This is a genomic window from Mucilaginibacter hurinus, assembly GCF_003324525.1.
In the GTDB taxonomy this organism is placed as follows: Bacteria; Bacteroidota; Bacteroidia; order Sphingobacteriales; family Sphingobacteriaceae; genus Mucilaginibacter; species Mucilaginibacter hurinus.
The window spans coordinates 182,051-207,352 of record NZ_QGDC01000006.1; the positions used below are offsets into that span (position 1 = coordinate 182,051).

Annotated in this window: 29 protein-coding genes; 28 read left to right on the forward strand and 1 reads right to left on the reverse strand. The window is 42.5% G+C overall.

Annotated features, from left to right (window positions below):
• Complete coding sequence (metK, locus tag DJ568_RS12215) at positions 1-1,251, reverse strand: methionine adenosyltransferase (protein ID WP_114005561.1); 1,251 nt, start codon at positions 1,249-1,251, stop codon at positions 1-3.
• A gap of 196 nt (positions 1,252-1,447) precedes the next feature.
• Here metK and DJ568_RS12225 point away from each other — a divergent pair, with 196 nt between their 5' ends.
• The 28 genes from DJ568_RS12225 (at position 1,448) to DJ568_RS12360 (ending at position 25,295) form a co-directional block, all read left to right on the forward strand.
• Complete coding sequence (locus DJ568_RS12225) at positions 1,448-2,341, forward strand: diacylglycerol/lipid kinase family protein (RefSeq protein ID WP_114005563.1); 894 nt, start codon at positions 1,448-1,450, stop codon at positions 2,339-2,341.
• 99 nt (positions 2,342-2,440) lie between these two features.
• Positions 2,441-2,782: a translation initiation factor gene (locus DJ568_RS12230; protein ID WP_114005564.1), complete on the forward strand. Its 342-nt coding sequence runs from the start codon at positions 2,441-2,443 to the stop codon at positions 2,780-2,782.
• Between the two features lie 420 nt (positions 2,783-3,202).
• Positions 3,203-4,030: a MotA/TolQ/ExbB proton channel family protein gene (locus DJ568_RS12235; protein ID WP_114005565.1), complete on the forward strand. Its 828-nt coding sequence runs from the start codon at positions 3,203-3,205 to the stop codon at positions 4,028-4,030.
• Positions 4,031-4,109: 79 nt separating this feature from the next.
• Positions 4,110-4,721 carry an ExbD/TolR family protein gene (locus tag DJ568_RS12240; RefSeq protein ID WP_114005566.1) on the forward strand — a complete coding sequence of 204 codons (612 nt, stop codon included), beginning with the start codon at positions 4,110-4,112 and terminating at the stop codon, positions 4,719-4,721.
• Positions 4,722-4,730: 9 nt separating this feature from the next.
• The gene (locus DJ568_RS12245; protein WP_114005567.1) at positions 4,731-5,261 is read left to right on the forward strand and encodes an ExbD/TolR family protein; all 531 of its coding nucleotides are present in this window, start codon (positions 4,731-4,733) and stop codon (positions 5,259-5,261) included.
• Between the two features lie 38 nt (positions 5,262-5,299).
• Positions 5,300-6,127, forward strand: coding sequence for an energy transducer TonB (locus DJ568_RS12250; RefSeq protein ID WP_114005568.1), 828 nt, complete (start codon positions 5,300-5,302; stop codon positions 6,125-6,127).
• 6 nt (positions 6,128-6,133) lie between these two features.
• Positions 6,134-6,364 carry a disulfide oxidoreductase gene (locus DJ568_RS12255; RefSeq protein ID WP_114005569.1) on the forward strand — a complete coding sequence of 77 codons (231 nt, stop codon included), beginning with the start codon at positions 6,134-6,136 and terminating at the stop codon, positions 6,362-6,364.
• A complete protein-coding gene (locus DJ568_RS12260) occupies positions 6,357-7,268 on the forward strand; it encodes a PstS family phosphate ABC transporter substrate-binding protein (RefSeq protein ID WP_114005570.1) in 912 nt (303 codons plus the stop codon). Before DJ568_RS12255 ends, DJ568_RS12260 begins: the two co-directional genes overlap by 8 nt.
• Positions 7,269-7,285: 17 nt before the next feature.
• A complete protein-coding gene (locus DJ568_RS12265) occupies positions 7,286-8,971 on the forward strand; it encodes a tetratricopeptide repeat protein (RefSeq protein WP_114005571.1) in 1,686 nt (561 codons plus the stop codon).
• Between the two features lie 74 nt (positions 8,972-9,045).
• Positions 9,046-9,417 carry an NADH-quinone oxidoreductase subunit A gene (locus tag DJ568_RS12270; protein ID WP_114005679.1) on the forward strand — a complete coding sequence of 124 codons (372 nt, stop codon included), beginning with the start codon at positions 9,046-9,048 and terminating at the stop codon, positions 9,415-9,417.
• Between the two features lie 117 nt (positions 9,418-9,534).
• Positions 9,535-10,077 carry an NADH-quinone oxidoreductase subunit B gene (locus DJ568_RS12275; protein ID WP_114005572.1) on the forward strand — a complete coding sequence of 181 codons (543 nt, stop codon included), beginning with the start codon at positions 9,535-9,537 and terminating at the stop codon, positions 10,075-10,077.
• Positions 10,077-10,580, forward strand: coding sequence for an NADH-quinone oxidoreductase subunit C (locus DJ568_RS12280; RefSeq protein WP_114005573.1), 504 nt, complete (start codon positions 10,077-10,079; stop codon positions 10,578-10,580). The genes DJ568_RS12275 and DJ568_RS12280 overlap by 1 nt, the downstream gene beginning before the upstream one ends.
• A gap of 3 nt (positions 10,581-10,583) precedes the next feature.
• The gene (locus DJ568_RS12285) at positions 10,584-11,795 is read left to right on the forward strand and encodes an NADH-quinone oxidoreductase subunit D (RefSeq protein ID WP_114005574.1); all 1,212 of its coding nucleotides are present in this window, start codon (positions 10,584-10,586) and stop codon (positions 11,793-11,795) included.
• The gene (locus DJ568_RS12290; protein ID WP_114005575.1) at positions 11,788-12,306 is read left to right on the forward strand and encodes an NADH-quinone oxidoreductase subunit NuoE family protein; all 519 of its coding nucleotides are present in this window, start codon (positions 11,788-11,790) and stop codon (positions 12,304-12,306) included. Before DJ568_RS12285 ends, DJ568_RS12290 begins: the two co-directional genes overlap by 8 nt.
• Positions 12,306-12,488 (forward strand): hypothetical protein, encoded by a 183-nt coding sequence (locus DJ568_RS12295; protein WP_114005576.1) that lies wholly within the window; start codon positions 12,306-12,308, stop codon positions 12,486-12,488. The genes DJ568_RS12290 and DJ568_RS12295 overlap by 1 nt, the downstream gene beginning before the upstream one ends.
• A 4-nt stretch (positions 12,489-12,492) precedes the next feature.
• Positions 12,493-13,851 carry an NADH-quinone oxidoreductase subunit NuoF gene (gene nuoF / locus DJ568_RS12300; RefSeq protein ID WP_114005577.1) on the forward strand — a complete coding sequence of 453 codons (1,359 nt, stop codon included), beginning with the start codon at positions 12,493-12,495 and terminating at the stop codon, positions 13,849-13,851.
• Between the two features lie 45 nt (positions 13,852-13,896).
• On the forward strand, positions 13,897-14,142 hold the full coding sequence (locus DJ568_RS17640) for a four helix bundle protein (RefSeq protein ID WP_158534931.1): 246 nt from the start codon (positions 13,897-13,899) through the stop codon (positions 14,140-14,142).
• Positions 14,143-14,285: 143 nt separating this feature from the next.
• The gene (locus tag DJ568_RS12310; protein ID WP_114005579.1) at positions 14,286-15,278 is read left to right on the forward strand and encodes a 2Fe-2S iron-sulfur cluster-binding protein; all 993 of its coding nucleotides are present in this window, start codon (positions 14,286-14,288) and stop codon (positions 15,276-15,278) included.
• On the forward strand, positions 15,279-16,310 hold the full coding sequence (gene nuoH / locus DJ568_RS12315) for an NADH-quinone oxidoreductase subunit NuoH (protein WP_114005580.1): 1,032 nt from the start codon (positions 15,279-15,281) through the stop codon (positions 16,308-16,310).
• Between the two features lie 11 nt (positions 16,311-16,321).
• Positions 16,322-16,819, forward strand: a complete 498-nt coding sequence (locus tag DJ568_RS12320; protein ID WP_114005581.1) for a NuoI/complex I 23 kDa subunit family protein — start codon at positions 16,322-16,324, stop codon at positions 16,817-16,819.
• A gap of 61 nt (positions 16,820-16,880) precedes the next feature.
• Positions 16,881-17,384, forward strand: coding sequence for an NADH-quinone oxidoreductase subunit J family protein (locus DJ568_RS12325; RefSeq protein WP_114005582.1), 504 nt, complete (start codon positions 16,881-16,883; stop codon positions 17,382-17,384).
• Positions 17,384-17,713 carry an NADH-quinone oxidoreductase subunit NuoK gene (gene nuoK, locus DJ568_RS12330; RefSeq protein ID WP_114005583.1) on the forward strand — a complete coding sequence of 110 codons (330 nt, stop codon included), beginning with the start codon at positions 17,384-17,386 and terminating at the stop codon, positions 17,711-17,713. The genes DJ568_RS12325 and nuoK overlap by 1 nt, the downstream gene beginning before the upstream one ends.
• Before the next feature lie 105 nt (positions 17,714-17,818).
• Complete coding sequence (gene nuoL, locus DJ568_RS12335; protein ID WP_114005584.1) at positions 17,819-19,726, forward strand: NADH-quinone oxidoreductase subunit L; 1,908 nt, start codon at positions 17,819-17,821, stop codon at positions 19,724-19,726.
• A 23-nt stretch (positions 19,727-19,749) separates the two neighbouring features.
• Positions 19,750-21,258, forward strand: coding sequence for a complex I subunit 4 family protein (locus DJ568_RS12340; protein WP_114005585.1), 1,509 nt, complete (start codon positions 19,750-19,752; stop codon positions 21,256-21,258).
• Positions 21,259-21,294: 36 nt separating this feature from the next.
• Positions 21,295-22,674: an NADH-quinone oxidoreductase subunit N gene (locus tag DJ568_RS12345; RefSeq protein ID WP_114005586.1), complete on the forward strand. Its 1,380-nt coding sequence runs from the start codon at positions 21,295-21,297 to the stop codon at positions 22,672-22,674.
• A gap of 58 nt (positions 22,675-22,732) precedes the next feature.
• A complete protein-coding gene (locus DJ568_RS12350; protein ID WP_114005587.1) occupies positions 22,733-23,401 on the forward strand; it encodes a DedA family protein in 669 nt (222 codons plus the stop codon).
• A gap of 3 nt (positions 23,402-23,404) precedes the next feature.
• The gene (locus DJ568_RS12355) at positions 23,405-23,950 is read left to right on the forward strand and encodes an inorganic diphosphatase (protein WP_114005588.1); all 546 of its coding nucleotides are present in this window, start codon (positions 23,405-23,407) and stop codon (positions 23,948-23,950) included.
• Between the two features lie 7 nt (positions 23,951-23,957).
• Positions 23,958-25,295 (forward strand): hemolysin family protein, encoded by a 1,338-nt coding sequence (locus DJ568_RS12360; protein ID WP_114005589.1) that lies wholly within the window; start codon positions 23,958-23,960, stop codon positions 25,293-25,295.
• Positions 25,296-25,302 lie beyond the last annotated feature (7 nt).

Below are 25,302 nucleotides of genomic sequence, written 5' to 3' on the forward strand. Positions count from 1 at the left end.
TTACAGCCCGAAAGCCTCCTTTACCTTATCAACATAATCCAGTTTCTCCCAGGTAAACAGCTCAACGTCTGTAGTAACCTTAGCACCTTCCGGGCTCACAAAGTTTTTAGTTACAGTGCTGCTCGCTTTGCCAAAGTGACCATAAGCAGCAGTTTCGCTGTATATAGGATTGCGCAGTTTTAAGCGCGTTTCGATAGCATACGGACGCATATCAAAAATACCCTCTACTTTCTTGGCTATCTCACCATCAGTCAGGTTTACTTTGCCCGTACCGTAGGTGTTAATATATATACCCATCGGCTCGGCTACGCCTATCGCGTATGATACCTGCACAAGTACTTCAGTACATACACCGGCAGCCACCAGGTTTTTAGCAATGTGCCGCGTAGCGTAAGCTGCAGAGCGGTCAACTTTTGACGGGTCTTTACCCGAAAATGCGCCGCCACCATGCGCGCCTTTCCCGCCGTATGTATCAACAATGATTTTACGTCCGGTTAGGCCGGTATCGCCATGCGGCCCACCGATAACAAATTTTCCGGTAGGGTTAATATGATATTTTATAGCATCGTTAAACAGGTGTGCGTACTTAGGGTATTTAGCTTTAACCCGCGGAATGAGAATCCCTATAATATCCTCGCGTATTTTTGCAAGCATAGCTGTTTCTTCACCAAAATCATCATGCTGGGTAGATATTACAATGGCATCTATGCGTACAGGCTGGTTATTATCATCATACTCAAGCGTAACCTGCGATTTTGCATCAGGTCGCAAATATTTAATATCCGTCAATTCACGGCGTATGGCGGCAAGTTCTATCAGTAGCGCGTGCGCAAGGTCAAGCGCTAAAGGCATGTAATTATCAGTTTCTACGGTCGCGTAACCAAACATCATACCCTGGTCGCCCGCGCCCTGGTCTTCCTTAATCTTACGTTCAACACCCTGGTTAATATCAGGCGATTGCTCATGAATGGCCGATAATACGCCGCATGAGTTACCGTCAAACATATATTCGCCCTTTGTGTAACCAATTTTATTAATTACGTCGCGGGCAATTTTTTGTACATCAAGATAAGCTTTTGATTTTACCTCGCCTGCCAAAATAACTTGCCCGGTAGTAACTAAAGTTTCGCAGGCTACTTTTGATTCTGGATCGAAAGCTAAAAACTGGTCGATTAATGCATCTGATATCTGGTCGGCAACTTTATCAGGATGCCCTTCTGATACAGATTCTGAAGTGAATAAGTATGACATATATATTAAGATTAAAGAAAGGGGGCGAATATTGATAAACGCGGTAAAAAAAGAAGCAGATTTTAGCACTTTTTTACGTGGTTGCAATTCATTACCGTGCCGGCAATTTAAATCAGTCCACTTTCAGCGCGCTAAATTAAAACAATTTTTACAAAGCCAAAAATAGCTTTACTTTTGGTGCCTAAATTACAGGTAGTTGAAAAAGAAAGTATTATTTATTGTGAACCCGGTGTCAGGAGGGAAGAAGAAGGATAATGTACCGGCGCTCATAAAAAAATACCTGGATAATAATTTATTTGAAGCGGAGTTCGCTTTTAGCGCACAAGTATCGCACGCGCGCAAAATCGCCGGGGATGCTATTGGTGTTTATGAGCTAATAGTGGCTGTAGGCGGTGATGGTACCGTAAATGAAGTTGCCTCAGCTATTGTAGGTACCAGTACAGCGCTGGGTATCATTCCGTATGGCTCAGGCAATGGGTTATCCAGGTTTTTGGGTATACCAATGAATGTGGTTAAAGCCATTAAAACCATAAACACCTACCGCCTGGTTACAATTGATTCGGCACAGTTTAATGGCCAGCCCTTTTTTAACATGGCAGGTATGGGCTTTGATGCGCATATCAGTGATGTATTTTCGCACGGAAAGAGGCGGGGCTTTTACAGCTACTTCAAATCGTCATTAAGCGAAATAATCAAATACAAATCAGATGTATACCGGTTAGAAATAGACGGAAAAAGCTACGAGCGCGAGGCGTTTATGTTAAGCTTTGCTAATTCTTCACAATACGGTAACAACGCGCACGTTTCGCCTAAGGCATCGGTTCAGGATGGTTGGCTTGATGTATGTGTTATAAAGCCATTTCCATTATACAGGTTTCCTGAGATGGGTTTACGTATGTTTATGAAAACTGCCGATACCTCAAAGTATGTGGAGATAATTAAAGGAAAGCATATACGCGTAAGCCGTAGCAGGCCAGGGCCGCTGCACCTTGATGGCGAACCCCGGCAAGGAGGCAATGATGCCGAAATAAACATTCTTCCGTTATCTTTGGCCGTAATTGTGGGAGCAACTTTTTTGGAGATATCATAGCTACCGGTCAGATAATTAAAAGGGTGCTTTAACGTTAATTAAATCACTTGATATAGGTTATTATGCTTTAACATGAGTTACTAACGTGTTGAATTAATTATGTCAAAAAAAAATCAAAAATTTACCGGGGTGGTTTACTCAACCGACCCGGATTTTCAATACAGCGAGCAGGGCAATGTCACTGCAGAAACGCTGCCGGCACAACAACAGAACTTAAAAATTTATTTAGACCGCAAAGGCGGCAGTAAATTGGTTACCCGTATAGGTGGTTTCCATGGTACGGATGCCGACCTTGAAGCACTAGGCAGGAAACTTAAAAGTAAATGTGGTGTAGGCGGCTCAGTTAAGGACGGGGAGATACTTATACAAGGTGATTTTAGGGACAAAGTATTAACGCTTTTACTCGCTGACGGTTACAAGTCAAAAAAAGCAGGTGGTTAAAGTGTAAAAAGTACACTTATTACAAAAAAAGCACAGGTTATACTTTAAACAAACTTTCCAGTAAAAAAAATGTTAAATCACTGTGATACAACTACAACACGGTGAAAACCAATTGCGTTATGTAATGGAAGTGATGCTAAATATCATTTTAGTTACATACTTTTTATGGGTTATTTTTTGCTATTATTGAAAAAAATAAGTTTCATTGTAAAATATTGTAGTTGTAACACACAATATTTAAAGTTACATACGTTATTTATTCACCAATTTATATCAGATTAAACCGTTGATATTAAATAATTGTTAAGAGTAGCAGAGGTTAGATTTTTAATTCATTTTAATACTAAATTTGTTATTCGTTTAAGTGCATATTATTAACATTAAAAAATAAACATAAACTAAAAACTAAATTTTACTGTAATGGCTAACGTACCATCAAAACCAAGTATTCCTGTTAAGAAAGAAGGCTCAAGTTCATCAGGCTTGTTTGCAACACTGGCTATTCCACTTTGTCTGGTGGTAGCAATTTGTATCTTTATTTTTGTATTAGGCCATCCAAGTCACTATAAAGGAGGCGATCCAGCCAATGAGCCTGTAGATATTTTTGGAACTGTACACAAAGGCGGTGTTATCGTACCTGTAATCATGTCATTTATTTTGATGGTGATCGTTTTCTCTATCGAAAGATTTATTGTAATTGGTAAAGCATCAGGCACAGGTAACGTTGATGCTTTTGTTAGAAAAGTGCAAGCCTTACTAAATGAAGGTAAAATTGAAGCAGCAAGCGCTGAGTGCGACAAGCAAAAAGGCTCGGTAGCAAACGTTGTGAAATCAGGCTTGAAAAAATACCGTGAGATTGAGAACGATCCAAATATGGATACTGAGCAAAAAGCTTTAGCTATACAAAAAGATATCGAAGAAGCAACCGCTTTGGAGATGCCTATGCTTGAGCAAAACCTTACCATAATTGCAACCCTTGTATCAGTAGGTACGTTAATGGGTCTGTTAGGTACGGTAATCGGTATGATTGGTGCCTTCTCAGAATTGGCAACTTCAGGTGCACCTAACCAGGCAGCCCTTTCAACGCACATTTCAGAGGCCCTTATCAATACAGCATTAGGTATTTTTACATCAGCTGCCTCAATTATCATGTATAACTTGTTTACATCAAAAATTGATAAGCTTACCTATGCTATTGACGAAACCGGCTTTAGTATAGTTTCAACTTTTTCTTCATCGCACAAATAAATATTAAGTGATTAATTGCGGCGCCGGGCAACGGGTGTTTATGTTAATTATAGCTTAATGTTTAAATAGAAAATAAATTATGCCAAGAGTAAAAGTAGCACGAAAAAGTACAGCAATAGACATGACCGCCATGTGTGATGTGGCCTTCCTGTTGCTTACCTTTTTCATATTAACTGCAAAACCCCGGGTTGAAGACCCGGTTCCGGTTGATGTTCCCGGATCTATAAAAGAAATACCTATTCCTGACGACAACCTGGCTATAATCACCGTTGGACAGAACAAAGCCTTTTTTTCAGTTGAAGGTAATGACGTTCGGAGGTCGTTATTACAGCAAATGGGCGAATTATACGGCGTGCAATTTACACCGGAGGAGTATGCTAAGTTTGAGGTGCTGCCGATATTTGGCGTGCCTGTACGCTCGCTGAAGCAATTTTTAGCCATGGACGCTGATCAAAAGAAAAATTATGAGCAGCCGGGTATTCCCCGTGATTCTGTAAGTAATGAGCTTTTCAACTGGATCCGCGAATCACGTAAAGCGGCAAAGGCACTGCATAACCAGGAATTACGTGTATCTATCAAAGGTGATAGCAAGGAAGAATATCCTGTTATTAAGGAGGTTATAGATATCTTGCAGGACCAGGAAGTTAACAAATTCAGTTTAATTACAACGCTTCGCGGAGCGTCAAAATAAAATTTAAAAATGGCAGAATTAGATACCTCCGGCGGGGGCAAGAAAGGCGGGAAGGTAAGAAGTAAGAAACAATCAACGCGGGTTGACTTAACCGCGATGGTTGACCTTGCATTCTTGCTTATCACCTTCTTTATGATGACTACCACTCTTTCGAAGCCAAAGGCTATGGACCTTGCCATGCCTGACAAAGATAAAAAGGAAGAAAACACACTGGATGTAGCCGCATCACGTACCATGACTATACTATTGGGGACTAACAACCAGGTAATGTGGTACATTGGCGAGCCAGGCAAAACTCCACCATCAAAAGATAACTTTGGCAAAAACGGCCTGCGTAAAACGCTGATTGAAAACAAAGAATCGGTGCGGAATAAAACAGGAAAGACCATGTTTGTGATTATTAAGCCAAGCGACAAATCAGTGTATAAAAACATGGTTGACGTTTTGGATGAAATGGCCATTACTAATATCGATTCATATGGTATAGTTGATATTTCTCCCGTTGAGATTGACTTGTTGAAACGAGACGGTTTATATTGATTATTACGTTATTAAATTAAAATATTAAAGCCTAAAAAATGTTAGGATCAAGATTAGATTTATTAAAGCAGGAATGGATCGACGTAGTATTCAGCGACCGTAACAAGGCGTATGGTGCATATGAACTAAGGCAGCAAAACTCAAAACGTACTGGGTTTGCGTTGCTTATAGGTATATCACTGTTTGTATTTGTTATAGCACTGCCTACTATAATTAATGCCGTTAAGGGTATCATTCCTAAAGAGAAGGAGAAAGTGAAAATTACCGATGTAATTCTTACCCCTCCGCCACCGGTCGATCAAACTAAAAAACCACCTCCACCAGTTCCTGAACCACCAAAACCAAAGGTTGACCAGGTAAAATTCCCGCCGCCGGTAGTAAAACCGGATGATGAGGTGAAAGATGAAGAGCCGCCAACAGTTAAAGAGTTAGAAGTAGCTGACCCAGGTCAGGAGACCAGAAAAGGTGATCCGAATGCTGAAATCCGTATTGACGAGCCTGTAGGCGATGCAGACGTGAAGCAGGTGATTGAAGGCGACCCTAACGAGATATTTAATGCGGTTGAGCAACCACCGGCATTCCCCGGCGGATTAGCAGCCTTTGGTAATTATCTGTCAAAAAACATCCGGTATCCTGCCGTTGCTCGTGAAAATAATGTGCAAGGCCGTGTATTTCTACAGTTTGTAGTTGAAAAGGACGGATCGCTGACTGACATTAAAGTACTCCGTTCATTAGGTAGCGGTACGGATGAGGAAGCAATACGCGTTTTAAAGAAATCGCCAAGGTGGACTCCGGGTGTACAAAACGGACGTAACGTACGTGTATTATTTACTGTACCTATCGCGTTTAACCTGGCATCAGAGTAATTAATCATGACTCTTCGCTCACATGATAATCAAAAATCGCCCAAAAGGCGATTTTTGCTCATTTTAGGGGTTATCACATTCATTAGTGTTACCGTTGCCGGGTTTATGATAATGTTTTACCGTGATATGAATCTGCCACTGTCAGATTTGCAGCGATATATTTTCGGCTCGTTCTTTGTACTTTATGGGGTGTTACGGTTCTCCCGTTTACTAACAAAGGACCCATCAGATGATTGACTTGAATAGATTTTTTTTAATAGGTTTGGCATTTTTGTTCTTTGGCTGTGGGCAAAAGAAAAATACTAGGGAGCTGCAGGAAGGATTTGCAGCCGGCCGGATAACCGTGCTTGCTGATGCATCTTTTGAGCCTATAGTAGCAGAAGAGGAGTATGTATTTGAGAGCTTATTCCCTGATGCTAAGCTGGATATTCGGTATCTGACCGAGAATGAATTGTTAAGTTCATTTTTAAACGACAGTATACGCGTAGCAATCATGTCAAGGGAGCTTAAAGCAAACGAAGTTAAAATACTTAACGACCGAAAATTGCCCCCCATAGTTAACAGGTTCGCTATAGATGCGGTTGCGTTAATAGTAAATGCCGCTTCGGCAGATACTTTGATTACTGTGCGTGAAATAAAAAAAATGCTTACAGGAAAGACTAAAACAGATAAAAATATCGTTTTTGATAATCCTAACTCAAGTTTGGTGCGGTATTTAAAAGAGTTGGCAGGTAACGTCGATCTTAAACAAAAAAATATTTACGCCCTCAAGTCAAACAAAGAGGTTATTAAATATGTAAGTGAACATAGCGATGCTATAGGTATTGTGGGTTTTTCGTGGTTGAACGACCCTGATGAAGATTACGCTGCTTATGCGAATAGGGTACAAATAGTAGCGGTTAAGGACGAAGATAGCAAACAGTTCGCGGGCGAATATTTTAAACCATCGCAAACTTCGCTTGTCTTACATCAGTACCCGCTGAACAGGTCGTTGTATATAGTGAATAGTTCAGGCAAAATTGCATTAGGCACAGGTTTTGCATCGTTTTTGGCAAGCGATAGGGGGCAAAGAATAATTTTAAAGTCGGGCTTATTGCCTGACTCAATCCCGCGACGGGAAATAAGTATTAAACAGGAATAAAACTAAAATTTATATAGATGAAAAACATGAGTAAGATTGCAGCAGCAGCGTTACCATTGATTTTTGCAGGTTCAGCAGCGTTTTCGCAAAGTTTAGACGATGCAAAGAAAGCCATTGATGCTGAACAGTATCAAAAAGCGAAATCGATGCTAAAAAATCTGACTGTAACACAAGCCGATAAAGACGAAAATTACTTTTACCTGGGTTGGGTATATATATTACAGGATTATGCCGACTCTGCAAAAAACGCTTTTACGCAGGGAATTGCAAAAAATTCAAAGTCAGCAATAAATTATGCCGGCCTTGGTGCAGTGGCACGACTGGATAAAAACAGCGCAGCAGTTACATCAAACTTTAACCAGGCAATTACTTTAGCTGGTAAAGATAGCAAGCCGTATACCTATATTGGTAAAGCTTATTTGCTTGAGCCGGCTGATTCAAAAGCGGCTATTGACGTTTTAAGTAAGGGTAAAGCCGTGAACCCAAGGGATCCCGAATTATTGGTGACGCTGGGCGAAGCCAACCGCCTGGCAATAAAAAGCAGCGACGCGTTAGCCAACTACAACGAAGCGTTAGCTATCGACCCTAAAATGACTTCGGCTATTGTAGCTAAAGGCATATTATGGAAGTTTGCTAACAACTTTGAAAAATCTGAAGAGGAATTTAAAGCTGCTCTGGCAGTAAATCCTAACTATGGGCCCGCTTATAGGGCGTGGGCTGAAACTGATTTACGTTGGGCGTTTAACGACCCCAAGATGGCTTCGGCAAAAATTAAAGAAGGTACCGAAAAATACAAGCAATACTTAAGCTTAACCGATCGCTCGATAGAATCGCGTATACAGTATGCTGACTTTTTGCTGCTGGCTGGTGACTTTAAAACTTTACAAACTGAGGTTACCGAGTTATCAAAAGTAGCCGGAACAAACCTGAAAGTACATAGATACCTCGCATATTCTGCGGTTGAGAATAAGGATTATGCGACAGCTTTGCCGGCTATGACTAAATTTTTAGCAGAAGCAGGCGAAAAGCGTATTATCCCGCGTGACTACATTTATTTAGGACGGGCCCAAATAGGCACCGGCGCAGATACAGCCGGCATAAATTCCCTAAAAAAAGCTATCACTCTTGATACAACTCAAGTTGATCTTTACAAAGATATAGCCGGAGCTTTATACAGTTCAAAAAATTATATTGAGGCAGGTGATGCTTATTCAGATTACATAACCAAGTCAAAAAAGGTTACGTTGAATGATTATCTGGCAATGGGCCGTAGCTATTACTTTGGTTATCAGGGGCAATTGTTTAGTACTGAAACGCCAAAGCCAACTCCTGACGATGCGTTGTTAACTAAAGCTGATTCGGCTTTTAGCTACATTCAGCAAAAAGCCAGCGCGCCGATTGCTACAGTTGCGCTGTACCAGGCACGCGTAAATGAGTATAAAGAGAAAGACCGTAATAACATAGAAGGCTACGCCCGTCCGTTTTATGAACAGTACATACAGTTAACTACGGCTAAACAACCGGTTGCTGAGGCTGATAAAAAAGGTTTGGCAGAAGCTTACGCATACTTGGGTACCATATATGAGTTTAAGGAAAAAGATGATGCCAAGGCTGCAGAGAACTATGGCAAAGCCAGGGAGTATGATCCTACTAATAAAACAGCATTACGCTATTTCCAAAAAAAGGGCGGCTCCGGTAAATAATTACCTTACCGATACAGAAAGGCTTCATTTTTATGAGGCCTTTTTTTTTGGCCGTACATTGCTATATTTGCACCGTGGAAGCAACAAGTTTACCGGTTAATTTTTTGCCTATCATTTTCCAAATGATAGTGGCCCTTGGTTTTGTATTTACAACGATGTTTGTTACGCACAAAATTGGTCCGAAAAGGGTGACTGCAGACAAACTTACACCGTTTGAATCGGGTATTGAAGTTATTGGTAATGCGCGCACACCTATCTCTATTAAATATTTCCTGGTAGCTATACTCTTTGTGCTTTTTGATGTCGAGGTAATATTTATGTATCCATGGGCTGTAAATTTCAAAGATCTGGGTAATACCGGGATGATTGAAATGTTTATTTTTATGGGTACACTGCTGCTTGGTTTTATCTACATTATCAAGAAAAAAGCCCTTGAGTGGGATTGAGTTTAGATTGATTCTAAATACCCCCTTCACCACTCTCTCAATATAGTTAAAAGCTATTTTTTTTGTAATTTTGTGCTTTCAAAATAATTTTTGGAGAAGGTTTTAGTTTGATAATTCATGAGTGATATTCAAATAGTTGATGCCCCTCCGGGTGTGGAAGGTGCGGGGTTTTTTGCAACCTCGCTGGATAAGGCGATAGGATTGGCGCGCTCGCATTCATTGTGGCCTCTGCCGTTCGCTACGTCATGTTGCGGAATTGAGTTTATGGCAACTATGGGTTCGCACTATGATCTTTCCCGTTTTGGCGCCGAGCGATTGAGTTTTTCGCCCCGCCAGGCTGACTTGCTAATGGTAATGGGTACCATATCAAAAAAAATGGCTCCTGTGCTTCGGCAAGTCTATTTGCAAATGGCCGAGCCACGCTGGGTAATGGCGGTAGGAGCCTGTGCATCAAGTGGAGGGATTTTTGATACTTATTCGGTATTGCAGGGAATTGACGAGGTTATACCGGTTGATGTTTATGTGCCGGGTTGTCCGCCCCGCCCCGAAGCGATAATCGATGGATTTATGAATATTCAAAAACTCGTCAGAACAGAGAGCTTACGTCGGCGGAATGAGCCGCAATATCAAAAGCTGTTAGCTTCATACGGAATACAATAATGGGTAAAATAACCAACGAAGAACTTTTAAGTAAGATACATTCAAAATTTGGGGAGCAGGTATTTTTAACCGGCGAGCCCTTCGGGTTGTTGACCCTTGAAACCGGCAGGGAGCAGATAATAGACCTTTTGACGTTTCTGAAAACTGATGCTGCGCTGCAATTTATTTTCCTTACAGATATTACCGGTATTCACTATCCCGGGCAGGAAAAGCCTGTAGGAGTGATTTATCACGTACATAGCCTTGTGAATAATACACGCATACGCGTGAAGGTGTTTATGCACGAGGGCGATATCAATATCCCTACCGCTACTGTATTATGGGATGGCGCAAACTGGATGGAACGTGAAACTTACGACTTTTTTGGTATCGTGTTTGACGGGCACCCAGACCTGCGCAGGATTTTGAATGTTGACGACATGACGGTTTTCCCGATGCGGAAAGAATACCCGCTTGAGGATCCAAACCGTGTAGATAAAAAAGATTTTTATTTCGGAAGATAGGATATGCAGAACCACCCGGTATATTTTGATAATGATCCGCAGATCGAACAGTCTACCCTTAACCTGGGGCCTACTCACCCGGCAACGCACGGCGTTTTTCAAAACGTGCTTCAAATGGATGGTGAGCGTATTGTTAGCGGCGTATCAACCATTGGCTACATACACCGTGCTTTCGAGAAGATTGCCGAGCACAGGCCTTTTTACCAGATAACGCCTCTTACCGACCGGTTAAATTATTGCTCGTCGCCTATAAACAATATGGGCTGGCACATGACAGTTGAAAAACTGGCGGGTATACAAATGCCTAAGCGCGTAGATTATTTGCGCGTTATTGTGATGGAACTTGCGCGGATAACAGATCACATAGTATGCAATGCCATTTTAGGCGTTGACACGGGGGCGCTAACCGGCTTTACCTACATGATGCAATGGCGCGAGCATGTTTATGAGATTTATGAAGAGATATGCGGTTCACGTCTTACAACCAACATCGGCAGGATAGGCGGGTTTGAACGAAATTTCAACACTATAGCGTTTGACAAAATCCGCAAGTTCGTTAGAGATTACCCTAAGGTGCTTAAGGAATTTGAAAGCCTGTTTAACCGTAACCGGATATTTGTTGACCGCACGCGCGGCGTTGCCGCTGTAACTGCCGAAACGGCATTAAGCTATAGCTGGACAGGTCCGATATTGCGTGCCACCGGTGTTGACTATGATGTACGGGCCATGGAGCCTTATTCATCTTACGAAGATTTTGATTTTGAGATACCCGTGGGCGATAACGGCGACGTTTACAGCCGCTTTTTAGTACGTAACGAAGAAATGAAGCAAAGCGTGCGCATTATTGAGCAGGCTTTGAAAAAGATAGAAAATGAGCCCTCGGATATTTTCCATGCAGAAGTGCCCGAGTTTTTCCTGCCTCCTAAAGAAGAAGTTTACAATAATATGGAGGCGCTTATATATCACTTTAAAATTGTGATGGGTGAGGTTCCTGTGCTGCCAACTGAGTTGTATCATGCAGTAGAAGGTGCCAACGGTGAACTCGGATTTTACATGGTTACCGATGGCGGGCGTTCGCCATACAGATTGCATTTCCGCAGGCCAAGCTTTATAAATTACCAAATGTATGCCCCAATGAGCCAGGGCATGCTGCTGAGTGACGCGATAATAAACATGAGCAGTTTAAATGTTATAGCAGGAGAGTTAGATGCTTAAAGTTGAAACCACACAAACTCCTGTAGAGTTTTCAGCAGCCTTGCTTGCTACTTTTGATGATATACGAAGCCGCTATCCCGAGGGAAAGCAAAAGTCGGCGTTGCTGCCTATACTGCATGCGGTGCAGGCAGAATTGGGTTGGTTAAGTGCAGCCGCTATGGATAAGGTGGCCGATTACCTGCAGATATTGCCTATAGAAGTTTACGAGGTAGCCACGTTTTACACCATGTATTTCTTACGTCCGCAGGGTAAATATATGCTGGAAGTTTGCCGCACCGGACCATGCTGTACAGTCGGGGCCGAAAAAATAATGGACCATATTGAGCAAACGCTTGGTGTTAAGGAAGGCGAAGTTACTCCCGATGGTTTATTTAGTTGGCGTGGGGTTGAATGTTTAGCTGCCTGCGGGTATGCGCCGGTGTTGCAAATTGGCCCCGAGTATACATTTTATGAAAATTTAACAACTGAATCGGTTGATAAATTGATAAATGATTTAAAAGCTAAAATATAATGACCAGGACATCAATGATATTTCGGGATATATTATATGCTTTGATGATAACATTGCTGCTTGTGCCTGGCAATGTTCCCGGATTGCCGATTTGGTTAAAGGTATTGATTATTGTTATGGCCGTAGGCATGCGCGTGTGGCAACATGTGGTGTATTACAGGTTAACAGGCAAAATATATTGATATAATGGGACGCAAATTATTATTACAACATATCAATGTACCCGGCATCAACACGCTGGAAGTATACCGCCAAAAAGGTGGTTATACCGCTGTTGAAAAAGCCCTGAAAACTTTAACACCGGATGAAGTGGTGGAAGAAGTTAAAAAGTCGGGTCTTCGCGGTCGTGGCGGTGCGGGTTTCCCTACCGGGATGAAATGGGGTTTTTTAGCTAAGCCCGAGGGGGTACCGCGTTACCTTGTTTGCAACGCCGACGAATCAGAGCCCGGTACTTTTAAAGACCGTTATCTGATGACCTATATTCCTCACTTGTTAATTGAGGGGATGATCGTGTCGAGCTTTGCTTTGGGCGCTAAGGTATCGTACATTTATGTGCGCGGCGAAATGATGCCGCAGATACGCATACTTGAAAAGGCGATAGCCGAAGCCAAAGCTGCAGGCTGGCTTGGTAAAAACATATTGGGCACCGGTTACGACCTTGAGTTATATGTGCAGCCGGGCGGTGGTGCATACATCTGCGGTGAAGAAACCGCTTTGTTGGAATCTTTGGAAGGCAAGCGTGGTAATCCGCGTATTAAGCCGCCGTTTCCGGCTATAGCGGGTTTGTATGGCTGCCCGACAGTGGTTAATAACGTAGAATCAATAGCCGCGGTAGTGCCTATTATTAACGAAGGTGGTGACGAATATGCTAAATTAGGCATCGGCCGCAGTACCGGTACCAAGCTGATATCAGCGTCAGGTAACCTGGTGAAACCCGGCGTTTATGAAATTGATTTAGGCCTTCCTGTAGAAGAATTTATATACAGCGACGAGTATTGCGGGGGTATTGCAAATGGCAAACGTTTAAAAGCGGTTGTTGCCGGCGGATCATCAGTGCCTATTTTGCCTGCCAACCTTATACTAAAGACAGTGAACAACGAAGCACGGCTGATGAGCTATGAATCACTGAGCGATGGTGGTTTTGCTACCGGTACTATGCTGGGATCAGGAGGCTTTATTGCTTATGACGAGGATCAGTGTATTGTGCGCAACACCTGGAACTTCGCCCGTTTTTACCATCATGAAAGCTGCGGACAATGTTCGCCGTGCCGTGAAGGTACAGGCTGGATGGAAAAAGTGTTACATCGCTTAGAGTATGGCCACGGCAAAATGGCGGATATGGACCTGTTGGTTGATGTATCGAAAAAGATTGAAGGTAACACCATTTGCCCGCTGGGTGACGCGGCAGCCTGGCCGGTAGCCAGTGCAATACGCCACTTTAGGGACGAGTTTGAATGGCACGTAACCAACGCTGCTGAAGCAACAACAAGAAATTACGGTTTGGCTGGTTATGCAGACCCATTACCGGAGCTGGAAACAGTGTGATATAAATAATTCAAAATTAAAAAGTCAAAATTCGAAAAAGAAGCGTTGAGCGAAAAACCATATGACATCAAGCATCGATGTTACCAGTTCTCAAAAGAGATAGTGTTATTTGTTTCAACTGCTAAATACGAAAGAATTTACTTTTCAATTTTTGATCAGCTTTTAAGAAGTGCAACTTCTATAGGAGCAAACATAGTAGAGGGTAAATCAGGTAGTTCGTTAAAAGATTTTAGAAATTTTTATACGATAGCCTTAAAATCTTCAAATGAAACAAATATTGGCTCTGTTTGATTAGGGACACTATTGCTGTTGACAAGGATAAAATAAAAGATTTGATAAATGAGGCAGATGAAATATCAAAGATTATCGCCTCAATTATCATTAGTCTTCAAAAGTGATTTTTGACTTTTGAATTTTTAATTTTGACTTAATAGATGAAAGTAACAATAGACGGTATTTCCGTTGAAGTAGAACCCGGTACAACCATCCTCAATGCTGCAAGGCAAATAGGTGGCGACATTGTGCCGCCTGCAATGTGCTATTACTCAAAACTGGAAGGTAGTGGCGGTAAATGTCGTACCTGCCTGGTTAAGGTGAGCAAGGGCTCTGAAAAAGATCCCCGCCCTATGCCTAAGCTGGTAGCGTCATGCCGCACAACGGTAATGGATGGCATGGAGGTGCAAAATATTACCTCGCCTGAAGTTATTGAGGCGCGTAAAGGTGTGGTGGAGATGTTACTGATAAATCACCCGCTGGATTGTCCGGTGTGCGACCAGGCCGGCGAATGCCACCTGCAGGATTTGGGCTACGAGCATGGCGCGGCAAAAACACGTTATGAGTTTGACCGACGCACTTTTGAAAAAATTGATATTGGCGATAAGATACAATTGCACATGACGCGCTGTATCCTGTGTTACCGTTGCGTATTTACTGCCGACCAGATAACCAATACCCGCTTGCATGGTATATTAAACCGTGGCGACCATTCAGAAATATCAACTTATATTGAGAAAGCGGTTGACAATGATTTTTCAGGTAACGTAATAGATGTATGCCCTGTAGGCGCTTTAACTGACAAAACCTTCCGTTTTAAACAGCGTGTTTGGTTTACCAAGCCGGTTGAGGCCCACCGCAATTGTGATAAGTGCTGTGGTAAAGTAACGCTGTGGTACAAGGGAGAAGACGTAATACGGGTAACAGGCCGCAAAGATGCCTACGGCGAAGTAGAAGATTTTATATGCAATACTTGCCGTTTTGATACAAAGAAGACAGCCGACTGGGTTATCGAAGGCCCCCGGAAAGTATCGCATTCGTCGGTTATCAGTGCCAACCATTACGACACATTAAGGCCCCTACCGGTAGTCAAAACCAACCCGGTGCTGCAGGAAGCTAATAAGGAACAATTCGAACGCGAAACACGCTTATAAATGGAAGCAACAGAGATTATCATTAAGTGCATATTAATCGTTGTTATTTTTGCTATCAGCCTGGTAGTGGCCATGTACTCTACGTACGCTGAGCGTAAAATAGCCGCATTTTTTCAGGATAGGGTTGGTCCAAACCGTGCCGGCCCTTTTGGTATGCTGCAGCCTTTGGCTGATGGCGCCAAGATGTTTTTGAAAGAAGAGATAATACCGGCGAACGCCAGTGGCTTGCTATTTATCGTTGGTCCGTCATTAGCTATTTTAACCGCCTGTATTGCATCGGCCGTTATTCCGTGGGGCCAGCAGCTTACCATAGGTTCTACAGTTATCGACCTCCAGGTTACAGATATCAATGTAGGCATACTGTACATATTTGGCGTGGTATCGTTAGGAGTTTATGGCATCATGATAGGCGGGTGGGCATCAAATAACAAATATTCGTTGCTGGGCGCCATCCGTGCGGCATCCCAAAATATCAGCTATGAAATTTCAATGGGGCTTTCTATCATTGCCTTGCTGCTTGTAACCGGAACGCTAAGCCTGCGCGAAATAGCTGAGCAGCAGCACGGCTTTCACTGGAATGTATTTTATCAGCCCTTAGGCTTTTTAATATTTTTGGTTTGTGCATTTGCCGAAACCAACCGTACACCGTTTGACCTGCCCGAGTGCGAAACTGAATTGGTTGGCGGATACCATACAGAATATTCCTCAATGAAACTTGGATTTTACCTGTTTGCGGAATATATCAATATGTTTATCTCATCAGCGGTAATGGCTACGCTATACTTTGGCGGTTATAATTTTCCGTTTATGGATGATCTGGGGCTTTCGCAGAACTGGATAACCATTATAGGTGTAGTGGTGCTGTTTGCCAAAATATTTGCATTCATTTTCTTTTTCATGTGGATACGCTGGACTATTCCGCGTTTCCGTTATGACCAGTTGATGAATATGGGCTGGAAGGTACTTATACCATTGGCTATAGCTAACATTGTAATTAGCGGTGTGGTAAACAATTTTTTGAATAATGCTTGATCTCAATATAAATGGAATCATTAAGTAATAAAAAAAAGGTGCTTGAAGTAAAGCCGCTCAATATTTGGGAGCGTGCCTACCTGCCCGCCATTGTGGAGGGCTTGTCAATTACCATCAAGCACTTTTTTAGAAAGCCGGTTACGGTAAAATATCCCGAAGAGAAGCGAGAATTTAGTGAAAATTTCAGAGGGATGCATTCGCTTAAGCGTGATGAGGACGGAAGGGAGCGTTGTACTGCCTGCGGTCTTTGTGCCTTGTCTTGTCCGGCGGAGGCTATTACCATGACGGCGGGTGAGCGTCAGAAAGGCGAGGAGCACCTGTACCGTGAAGAGAAGTACGCAGCCGTTTATGAGATAAACATGCTCCGTTGCATTTTTTGCGGTTTATGCGAGGAGGCATGTCCAAAAGAAGCTATCTATCTGGATGGTGATATTGTGCCGGCAGATTACCTGCGTAAGGATTTTATATACGGAAAGGACAAATTAGTAGAGGCGCCTTTAAATCAATAGAAGAAGTTTATACCTTTGCCCGACTCTTTTTTGGAGGGCTAAGGTATTTGTAATATTAAACATGAGTACATTTTACTTCATAGCATTTTTGTCCGTTTTCTTTGCCATTTTGGTGATAAGCGCACGCAATCCCGTGCACAGTATATTATACCTTATATTAACATTTTTTACGTTCACGATCCATTACATTTTACTTAACGCGCAATTTTTAGCAGTAGTAAACTTTATTGTATACATGGGTGCTATACTGGTACTGTTCCTGTATACGCTGATGCTGATGAATCTGAACAAGGAGAGCGAGCCGGTAAAATCAACCATAGTAAAAATAGCCGCAGTTTTTGGTGGTGGCTGTTTGTTGGTAACGGTTGTAGCATCGCTTAAAACCCTTGGAACCTCAAACCCGGTTGTACTTCAAAATCCTAACCTCGGGTTGGTTAAAAATTTGGGCAAGGTATTATTCAATGAGTTTTTGTTGCCTTTTGAGGTATCGTCGCTATTGCTGCTATCAGCCATGGTGGGTGCGGTATTGCTGGCAACTAAAGATAAACAACCTAAAACAACCTGATGGAAAGCTTTACTAATGCCATACAATCGGTGCCGCTTAATCATTACATTTTATTAAGCACGGTTATATTTTCAATTGGTGTAATGGGTGTACTGCTTCGCCGTAATGCCATCGTAATATTCATGTCGGTTGAGTTGATGCTGAATTCGGTTAACCTGTTACTTACCGCATTTTCGGTTTACCGTAATGATGCAGCCGGGCAGGTGTTTGTATTTTTTATTATGGCCCTGGCAGCTGCTGAAGTAGCCGTAGGTTTAGCCATAATTGTAATGATATACCGCAATACCAACTCAATAGATATTAATGTATTGAACAGGTTAAAGTGGTAGAAACCCCACGCGGCCTCCCCTGAAGGGGAGGATAAAGAGTGAGGCGATAATAAATATAATAAAAAAAGAAGTCTCCCCTTCAGAGGAGATTTAGAGGGGTTCATAATGGATAAATACATCTGGCTTATTCCTTTATTACCGTTAGCCGGTTTTATAATTAACGGGCTGGGCCGTAATACCCTGCCAAAAAATGTTATCGGGGCTGTTGGCAGTTTGCTTGTAGCCGCCGCCTTCGGTTTAAGTATCGCGGCATTTTTCCAGGTCAAACAAACTGGGGCGCCTATAAATGTTAACTATTTTGAGTGGTTTGCCGCCGGTAATTTAAGGGTGCCTTTTGCTTTTTTGATAGATCAATTGAGCGCTATTATGCTGCTCATAATTACAGGGATAGGCTTTCTCATTCATTTGTATTCCATCGGTTACATGCATCATGATAAAGGGTTCGGTAAGTTCTTCGCTTACCTCAACTTGTTTGTTTTTTTCATGCTGCTGTTGGTAATGGGTTCAAACTACCTCATTATGTTTATAGGCTGGGAAGGCGTAGGTTTATGCTCATACCTGCTTATCGGTTTCTGGTTTAGTAATCCGGATTATGCAGATGCTGCAAAAAAAGCATTTGTGATGAACCGTATCGGCGACCTTGGATTCCTTATCGCTGTTTTCCTGATATTTGAAACGTTTGGCAGCATCGGCTTTGCCGAAGTTTTCGGCAAGGCAGCCGGCATGTCATCCGGCGATAACACACTTTTACTGATTACCCTGCTGCTATTTGTTGGCGCTACGGGTAAATCTGCACAAATACCCTTATTTACCTGGCTGCCTGATGCCATGGCCGGCCCAACACCTGTATCAGCGCTCATACACGCGGCTACCATGGTAACTGCCGGTATTTACATGATAGCGCGTTCAAACATCCTGTTTTCGTTGTCGCCTGTAACACTCAGCGTAATTGCCATTGTTGGTTTGGCCACAGCGGTATTAGCAGCCCTTATAGCGCTTACACAAACAGATATTAAAAAGGTGCTTGCCTATTCAACGGTATCGCAATTGGGTTATATGTTCTTAGGGCTGGGCGTAGGTGCTTACACCGGCGCCTTCTTTCATGTATTAACTCATGCGTTTTTTAAGGCATTGCTATTCCTCGGCGCAGGCTCGGTAATCCATGCCATGAGCAATGAACAGGATATGCGTAAAATGGGAGGTTTGAAAGGGAAACTGCCCGTTACTTTCTGGACTATGCTGATTGGTACTATTGCAATAGCTGGTATTCCGCCCTTCTCAGGCTTTTTCTCAAAGGATGAAATACTCGCCCATGCTTTTGAGCATAGCACCGCGCTATACGTTATAGGCATAATAGCGGCAGCCTTTACGTCTTTTTACATGTTCCGGATGATGTTCCTTACCTTTTGGGGTAAATTCAGGGGTACGCATGAGCAGGAACACCATTTGCATGAGTCGCCGGCTACCATGACAATTCCATTAATTGTTTTGGCGGCATTATCCATAGTTGGCGGTTTTATGGGTGTGCCCGAAGTGTTGGGCGGCCATCATGAATTAGCGCATTTTTTAGCTCCGGTATTTGCGGGTTCGGCAAAAATTTTAGGTGAACACCATGTAGCGCACAGTACCGAATGGATACTCATGGGCACATCGGTAGGAGTGGCGCTGTTCGCGCTGTTGTTTGCTTACAATAAATATGTAAAAAATGCCCATGTGCCGGTACCAGATACCGAAGAGCGGTCGGCAGCGGCAAGTCTGTCATACAACAAGTTTTATATTGATGAACTGTATGACAATATCATCCGCAAGCCTCTTGATGCGCTATCAGTGTTCTTTTACAAGGTGGTGGACTTACTCGGGATTGACGGATTGGTGAACGGGCTGGGTAAAAGTTCGGTAGAGGCAAGTAAAGGTTTACGCCTGTTACAAACCGGAAACGTAGGGTTTTACATATTTATGATGATAGCCGGTATTATAGCGGTATTGGTTTATGGGTATACATTAGTTAATTAAAAGCATAAGCTTTAATATATAAAATGACGGTTAGTATTTTACTTTTTTTGCCGGTTGCAGCAGCTATTATAACCGCCTTTATTAAAAATGGGGCAGCTAAACATGCGGCATTATTTTTTGCTATTGCCGAGCTGGCTATTGCGATATTTTTTTTAGCCGGTTTTGTACCCGACGCTTCAATTCAATATAGTGTGGTGTATGAGTGGCTACCAAAAATGGGTATATACTTTAGTGCAGGTATTGACGGAATCAGTATGGTTTTGGTAATGCTTACCACCCTCCTTGTACCGCTTATAATACTTACTACTTACCAGCATCAGTATAAAAATGCGGGGGCATTTTATGCGCTGATATTGTTTATGCAAGCGGGCATGCTTACCGTATTTACCGCGCTTGACGGATTTTTATTTTATGTTGGTTGGGAAGCAGCGCTGATACCAATTTATTTTATTTGCGCGCTATGGGGCGGCGAAAACCGTATAAAGGTTAATATCAAATTCTTTATTTACACGTTTGCGGGTTCATTGTTTATGCTGGTAGGCATTATTTATCTCTATTTGCAAAACCCAGCCAAAACGTACGACCTGGCGCAGTTTACAAACCTCAACCTGTCTGTTGGCCAACAATCATGGTTGTTTTGGGCTTTCTTTATTGCTTTCGCTATAAAAATGCCGGTATTTCCGTTCCACACCTGGCAGCCGGATACATATACCGAAGCGCCTTCTGCAGGCACCATGATGTTATCAGGCATTATGCTTAAAATGGGTATATACGGGGTAATTCGCTGGTTGCTGCCCAATGCGCCGCTTGGATTTATAGGTGTGCAGCAAAGTTACTTAGGCGGCTTTACCTGGCAAAGCGTTGTGATAATCTTAGCTGTTATTGGTATAGTATATGCTTCGCTAATAGCCTTTAATCAAAAAGATGGCAAGCGCCTGATAGCTTACTCGTCTATCGCACACGTGGGCTTAATAGCGGCAGGTATATTTTCATTTTCGGTAGAGGGAATACAAGGTGCCATGATACAGATGCTTAACCATGGCATAAACGTAGTAGGGCTTTTCTTTATATGGGATATTATCAGCCGGCGATTGCAAACCCGGGAAATCGCCAATTTAGGCGGGATCGCTAAAGTAGCTCCCCTGTTTTCCATCGCGTTTTTAATCATATTGCTTGGTACCGTGGCTTTGCCGCTAACAAATGGCTTTATCGGCGAGTTCTTGCTGCTTAAAAGTGTCTATAATTATAGCATATGGTTAGCGGCTGTAGCCGGTTTAACCATAATTTTTGGTGCAGTGTATATGCTTAGGATGTATAAAAACACCATGCAGGGCGAAACTAATGCTTTAACCGCCACTTTCACCGATCTGCGTGGCAGCGAGAAGGTGGTGCTTGGTATCATTTGCGCGCTGGTTATAATTATAGGCGTTTATCCGCAGCCAATACTGCATATATCTGAAGCAGCCGTAAACAATTGGAAGAATGTAATGGATACCAAATACATTGAAGCACTTGGAAAAAGCATCAGGTAACCTGAAAGTTAATATTGATAAGTTTTATAGTACAGTATGATCACCTTAATAATACTATCCATCCTGCCCATCCTCATCCTATATCTTGGATTGTACAAGGCAAAAAGCGCTTTGTTGCCGGTTACAGTAGCAGGTTTACTGGTAGCACTAGGTTTTGCCCTGGCTGAATGGAATAGCGGCGCTCAGCCAATATTTTCAGGAATGATGCTGTTCGATAATTTCTCAATAGCATTCTCTGCAGTAACAATAATATCTACTGCGCTTATTGTACTGCTTTCTAAAGGATTTTTTGAAAAGATCAGTAGTAACGTTGCGGAGTATTACGCTATTATGCTGTTTGCATTAGCCGGTATAGTGGTGATGGTGTCATTTTACAACATGGTTATGCTTTTTATTGGGCTCGAGATCATGTCTGTAAGCCTGTACATATTAGCCGGTATCCGTAAAAACGATTTCGCTTCTAATGAGGCAGCGTTAAAGTATTTCCTGATGGGCGCTTTTTCAACAGGTTTCCTGTTATTTGGTATTACGCTTATTTACGGCGCTGCGGGATCATTTAATTTGGAGGCGATACGTGATTGGGTTATCACCAACCCCCGCAATGTAGATCCGCTTTTCCATACAGGCCTTTTGTTAATTATCGTGGGGATGTGCTTTAAGGTAGGCGCGGCTCCTTTTCACTTTTGGACACCAGACGTGTATGAGGGTTCTCCAACGCTTATCACCACATTCATGTCAACGGTAGTTAAAACTGCCGGTTTTGCTGCATTTTTAAGACTGTTCTCAGCCAGCTTTGCTACACTGTCTGATTTCTGGATGCCGGTATTGCTGGTTATCACCATACTCACCTTATTTATAGGTAACATTACCGCTGTTTATCAGCAAAGCTTTAAACGCATGCTGGCCTTTTCGAGCATTTCACACGCGGGGTATTTATTATTTGCAATAGTAGCATTGGGTGCCGCATCTGCCAATTCAGTATTTATGTATACGTCAGCTTACTCAGTGGCTTCAATCATCGCCTTCGGCGCACTTATACTGGTGCAGCAACATACCGGCAGTGACAGTTTTGATAGTTTTAATGGTTTAGCGGCTAAAAATCCTTTCCTGGCATTTACTTTAACAATTGCTATGCTTTCGCTGGCAGGTATACCCTTAACGGCGGGGTTTATAGGCAAATTTTTCATGTTCTCAGGTGCCCTGTCGCAGTATCATATATGGCTGGTTATAATAGCCGTGGTAAATGCCATCATCAGCATTTTTTACTATTTCAGGGTTATTATAGCCATGTACTTCCGCACCGCCGATCGTAATGAACTGGTTGTGCCGGGTTATTACAGTTTTGTGCTGGGCGCAGCGGCGTTAGCCACTATAATTATCGGAATATATCCGGCATTTATATCAAACCTCATTTAATAACCTTGCGGTTATAACTGCAATCACATAAATATTTGTAGTTTTACAGCATATCTTGATGGAAAATTTTTGGGAATACCTGCAAAATTTAACTGACGCCGAGACCATAGTTGGCCTGGGATTTTATGTTTTGCTTTTGGTGGTGTTCGCTGAAACGGGTTTGTTTTTCGGTTTCTTCCTTCCTGGCGATTACCTATTGTTTATGGCGGGCCTTTTTTGTGCCGCCGGCAAACTACATGTTGATATCGCTACCCTGGTGTTCTCATTGATGATTGCAGGCGTTTTGGGCAACTATGCAGGGTATTGGTTTGGTCACCGAACAGGGCCTATTTTGTTCAAAAGAAATGACTCATTTTTTTTTAAGAAGCGCTATGTGGTGCTTGCCGAAGAGTTTTATGCTAAATACGGCGGAATGGCGCTGGTTTTAGGCAGATTTTTTCCGATAATCAGGACTTTTGCTCCTATCTTTGCCGGGGTGGTAAGGGTAGATTTGAAAAAGTTTACACTATACAACATATTAGGCAGCGTATTGTGGGTGTGTACGTTAACGCTGTCTGGATACTTCCTTGGCAGGAGTTTTCCGCAGATTGAGGACTACCTGCAATATATCATACTGGCGTTTGTAGTTTTAACAAGTGTGCCGTTGATATTTGCTTACGTAAAAAAGAAACTAATTGATGGTAAAACCGTTAATGAAACTGAAACAGACAATCAAAATATAGAATAATAAATGAGTACACAGCATCCATGGCACCAGGTTTCGCCCGGCGCTAATCTTCCTGAAACCGTTAACGCAATCATTGAAATACCTAAAGGTTCAAAAGCAAAATACGAAATTGATAAAGAATCAGGCTTTTTGAAGCTTGACCGCGTGCTTTTTTCGTCGGTAATGTACCCGGCCAATTATGGCTTTATTCCGCAAACTTATTGCGATGATAAAGACCCGTTAGATATTTTAGTGCTGTGCTCGGTGGATGTTTTCCCGATGTCAATTATCGAGGCTAAAGTTATTGGCGTGATGCACATGGTTGATAATGGCGAGCAGGATGATAAAATTATAGCTGTGGCTAAAAATGATATGTCGGTGAACTATATTAATGACTTAAATGAACTGCCACCGCATGCCATGAAAGAGATTGTTCGCTTTTTCCAGGATTACAAAAAGCTGGAAGATAAAAACGTTACCATTGAGCATTTGCTCGGCGTACGTTACGCGCACAAGGTAATTGCGGAGGCACTTGAGCTTTACCAAACTACCTTTCCTGTTTACCAATAAATAATACATGGACCCCGAGATACACATAAGCGGTTTTCAAATTTTCTTTACTTTTTTCCTGGTGTTGCTTAACGGATTTTTCGTTGCAGCAGAATTTGCCATGGTAAGGGTGCGTGGCTCCCAAATTGAAATTAAAGCCAAAGCCGGAAGCCAAACCGCTAAAGTAGCAAGGGGTATTATGCACAACCTTGATGGCTACCTGGCCGCAACGCAGTTGGGTATTACGCTTGCATCGCTGGGTTTAGGCTGGGCGGGTGAGTCAGTAATGACGGCGATAATGTTAAAAACTTTCGCCGCCTTTGGTGTGGTAATAACCGAAAGCTGGGTTGTAACAGCGAGCCATATCACGGCGTTTGCCATTATCACCATACTGCACATTGTTTTTGGCGAGCTGGCACCAAAATCCATTGCCATTCAAAAATCTATAAAAACGGTTATGGCTGTGTCGGTACCGATGAAAGTATTTTTTGTCATATTCCGGCCCTTTATATGGATACTTAACGGTTTCGCCAATTTTCTGTTGCGTACCTTCGGAATTGTGAGTTTGCATGGCGAATCTCATCACAGTTCAGAGGAGTTACAATATCTGCTTGAGCAGGGTAAGGAAAGCGGAGCGCTTGATTCAAACGAACACGAACTGATACAGAATGTATTTGAATTTAATGAACGTGTAGTAAAAAATATAATGGTTCCCCGTACCAAGATATCAGGGGTTGATATAAGCACGGATAAGCAGAAATTACTTGAAATAATAATAGAAGAAGGTTATTCGCGCATACCTGTTTATGAAGATGTAATAGACAAGATAGTAGGTATAGTGCATGCCAAGGATATTTTGCCGTTACTGGTACGCAATGAAGATATCAACCTAAAGGATATTATACGTAAACCTTACTTTATCCCCGAAACTAAAAAAATAAATGACCTGATGGCCGAACTGCAGCAAAAGCGGATGCAGATTGCTATTGTGCTTGATGAGTTTGGCGGCACCGCGGGTATGGTTACTCTTGAAGATATCGTTGAAGAACTGGTAGGTGAAATTCAGGATGAGTATGACGAAGAAAAGCCTATCGTTGACAAGGTGAACGACCGCGAGTTTATTGTGAATGCGCTTGCACCGATATATGACGTTAATGAGCATTTACCGCATGATTTGCCCGAGGATGGTGACTACGATACAGTTTCCGGCTGGCTTGGCGATCTGTTTGGCAAAATACCCGACGTGGGTGAGCAAAAAGAAGCTAACGGGTATAACATCACTATCCTGAAAAAATCCGACCAGAATATAGAGGCAGTTAAACTTGAGTTGCTGCTTAATGATGAGGATACCGTAGATTTGCATTAATTTGCAT

Bases quoted from the DNA above. Each gene is read 5' to 3' on its own strand.
- DJ568_RS12325 (WP_114005582.1), top strand. From the start codon at position 16,881: ATGAGTACATTTTACTTCATAGCATTTTTGTCCGTTTTCTTTGCCATT.
- DJ568_RS12265 (WP_114005571.1), top strand. From the start codon at position 7,286: ATGAAAAACATGAGTAAGATTGCAGCAGCAGCGTTACCATTGATTTTT.
- DJ568_RS12250 (WP_114005568.1), top strand. From the start codon at position 5,300: ATGTTAGGATCAAGATTAGATTTATTAAAGCAGGAATGGATCGACGTA.
- DJ568_RS12240 (WP_114005566.1), top strand. From the start codon at position 4,110: ATGCCAAGAGTAAAAGTAGCACGAAAAAGTACAGCAATAGACATGACC.
- DJ568_RS12320 (WP_114005581.1), top strand. From the start codon at position 16,322: ATGGAATCATTAAGTAATAAAAAAAAGGTGCTTGAAGTAAAGCCGCTC.
- DJ568_RS12285 (WP_114005574.1), top strand. From the start codon at position 10,584: ATGCAGAACCACCCGGTATATTTTGATAATGATCCGCAGATCGAACAG.
- DJ568_RS12340 (WP_114005585.1), top strand. From the start codon at position 19,750: ATGACGGTTAGTATTTTACTTTTTTTGCCGGTTGCAGCAGCTATTATA.
- DJ568_RS12360 (WP_114005589.1), top strand. From the start codon at position 23,958: ATGGACCCCGAGATACACATAAGCGGTTTTCAAATTTTCTTTACTTTT.
- DJ568_RS12290 (WP_114005575.1), top strand. From the start codon at position 11,788: ATGCTTAAAGTTGAAACCACACAAACTCCTGTAGAGTTTTCAGCAGCC.
- nuoL (WP_114005584.1), top strand. From the start codon at position 17,819: ATGGATAAATACATCTGGCTTATTCCTTTATTACCGTTAGCCGGTTTT.
- nuoH (WP_114005580.1), top strand. From the start codon at position 15,279: ATGGAAGCAACAGAGATTATCATTAAGTGCATATTAATCGTTGTTATT.
- DJ568_RS12345 (WP_114005586.1), top strand. From the start codon at position 21,295: ATGATCACCTTAATAATACTATCCATCCTGCCCATCCTCATCCTATAT.
- nuoK (WP_114005583.1), top strand. From the start codon at position 17,384: ATGGAAAGCTTTACTAATGCCATACAATCGGTGCCGCTTAATCATTAC.
- nuoF (WP_114005577.1), top strand. From the start codon at position 12,493: ATGGGACGCAAATTATTATTACAACATATCAATGTACCCGGCATCAAC.
- DJ568_RS12275 (WP_114005572.1), top strand. From the start codon at position 9,535: ATGAGTGATATTCAAATAGTTGATGCCCCTCCGGGTGTGGAAGGTGCG.
- DJ568_RS12260 (WP_114005570.1), top strand. From the start codon at position 6,357: ATGATTGACTTGAATAGATTTTTTTTAATAGGTTTGGCATTTTTGTTC.
- DJ568_RS12355 (WP_114005588.1), top strand. From the start codon at position 23,405: ATGAGTACACAGCATCCATGGCACCAGGTTTCGCCCGGCGCTAATCTT.
- DJ568_RS12350 (WP_114005587.1), top strand. From the start codon at position 22,733: ATGGAAAATTTTTGGGAATACCTGCAAAATTTAACTGACGCCGAGACC.
- metK (WP_114005561.1), bottom strand. From the start codon at position 1,251: ATGTCATACTTATTCACTTCAGAATCTGTATCAGAAGGGCATCCTGAT.
- DJ568_RS12280 (WP_114005573.1), top strand. From the start codon at position 10,077: ATGGGTAAAATAACCAACGAAGAACTTTTAAGTAAGATACATTCAAAA.
- DJ568_RS12255 (WP_114005569.1), top strand. From the start codon at position 6,134: ATGACTCTTCGCTCACATGATAATCAAAAATCGCCCAAAAGGCGATTT.
- DJ568_RS12230 (WP_114005564.1), top strand. From the start codon at position 2,441: ATGTCAAAAAAAAATCAAAAATTTACCGGGGTGGTTTACTCAACCGAC.
- DJ568_RS12245 (WP_114005567.1), top strand. From the start codon at position 4,731: ATGGCAGAATTAGATACCTCCGGCGGGGGCAAGAAAGGCGGGAAGGTA.
- DJ568_RS12295 (WP_114005576.1), top strand. From the start codon at position 12,306: ATGACCAGGACATCAATGATATTTCGGGATATATTATATGCTTTGATG.
- DJ568_RS12310 (WP_114005579.1), top strand. From the start codon at position 14,286: ATGAAAGTAACAATAGACGGTATTTCCGTTGAAGTAGAACCCGGTACA.
- DJ568_RS12235 (WP_114005565.1), top strand. From the start codon at position 3,203: ATGGCTAACGTACCATCAAAACCAAGTATTCCTGTTAAGAAAGAAGGC.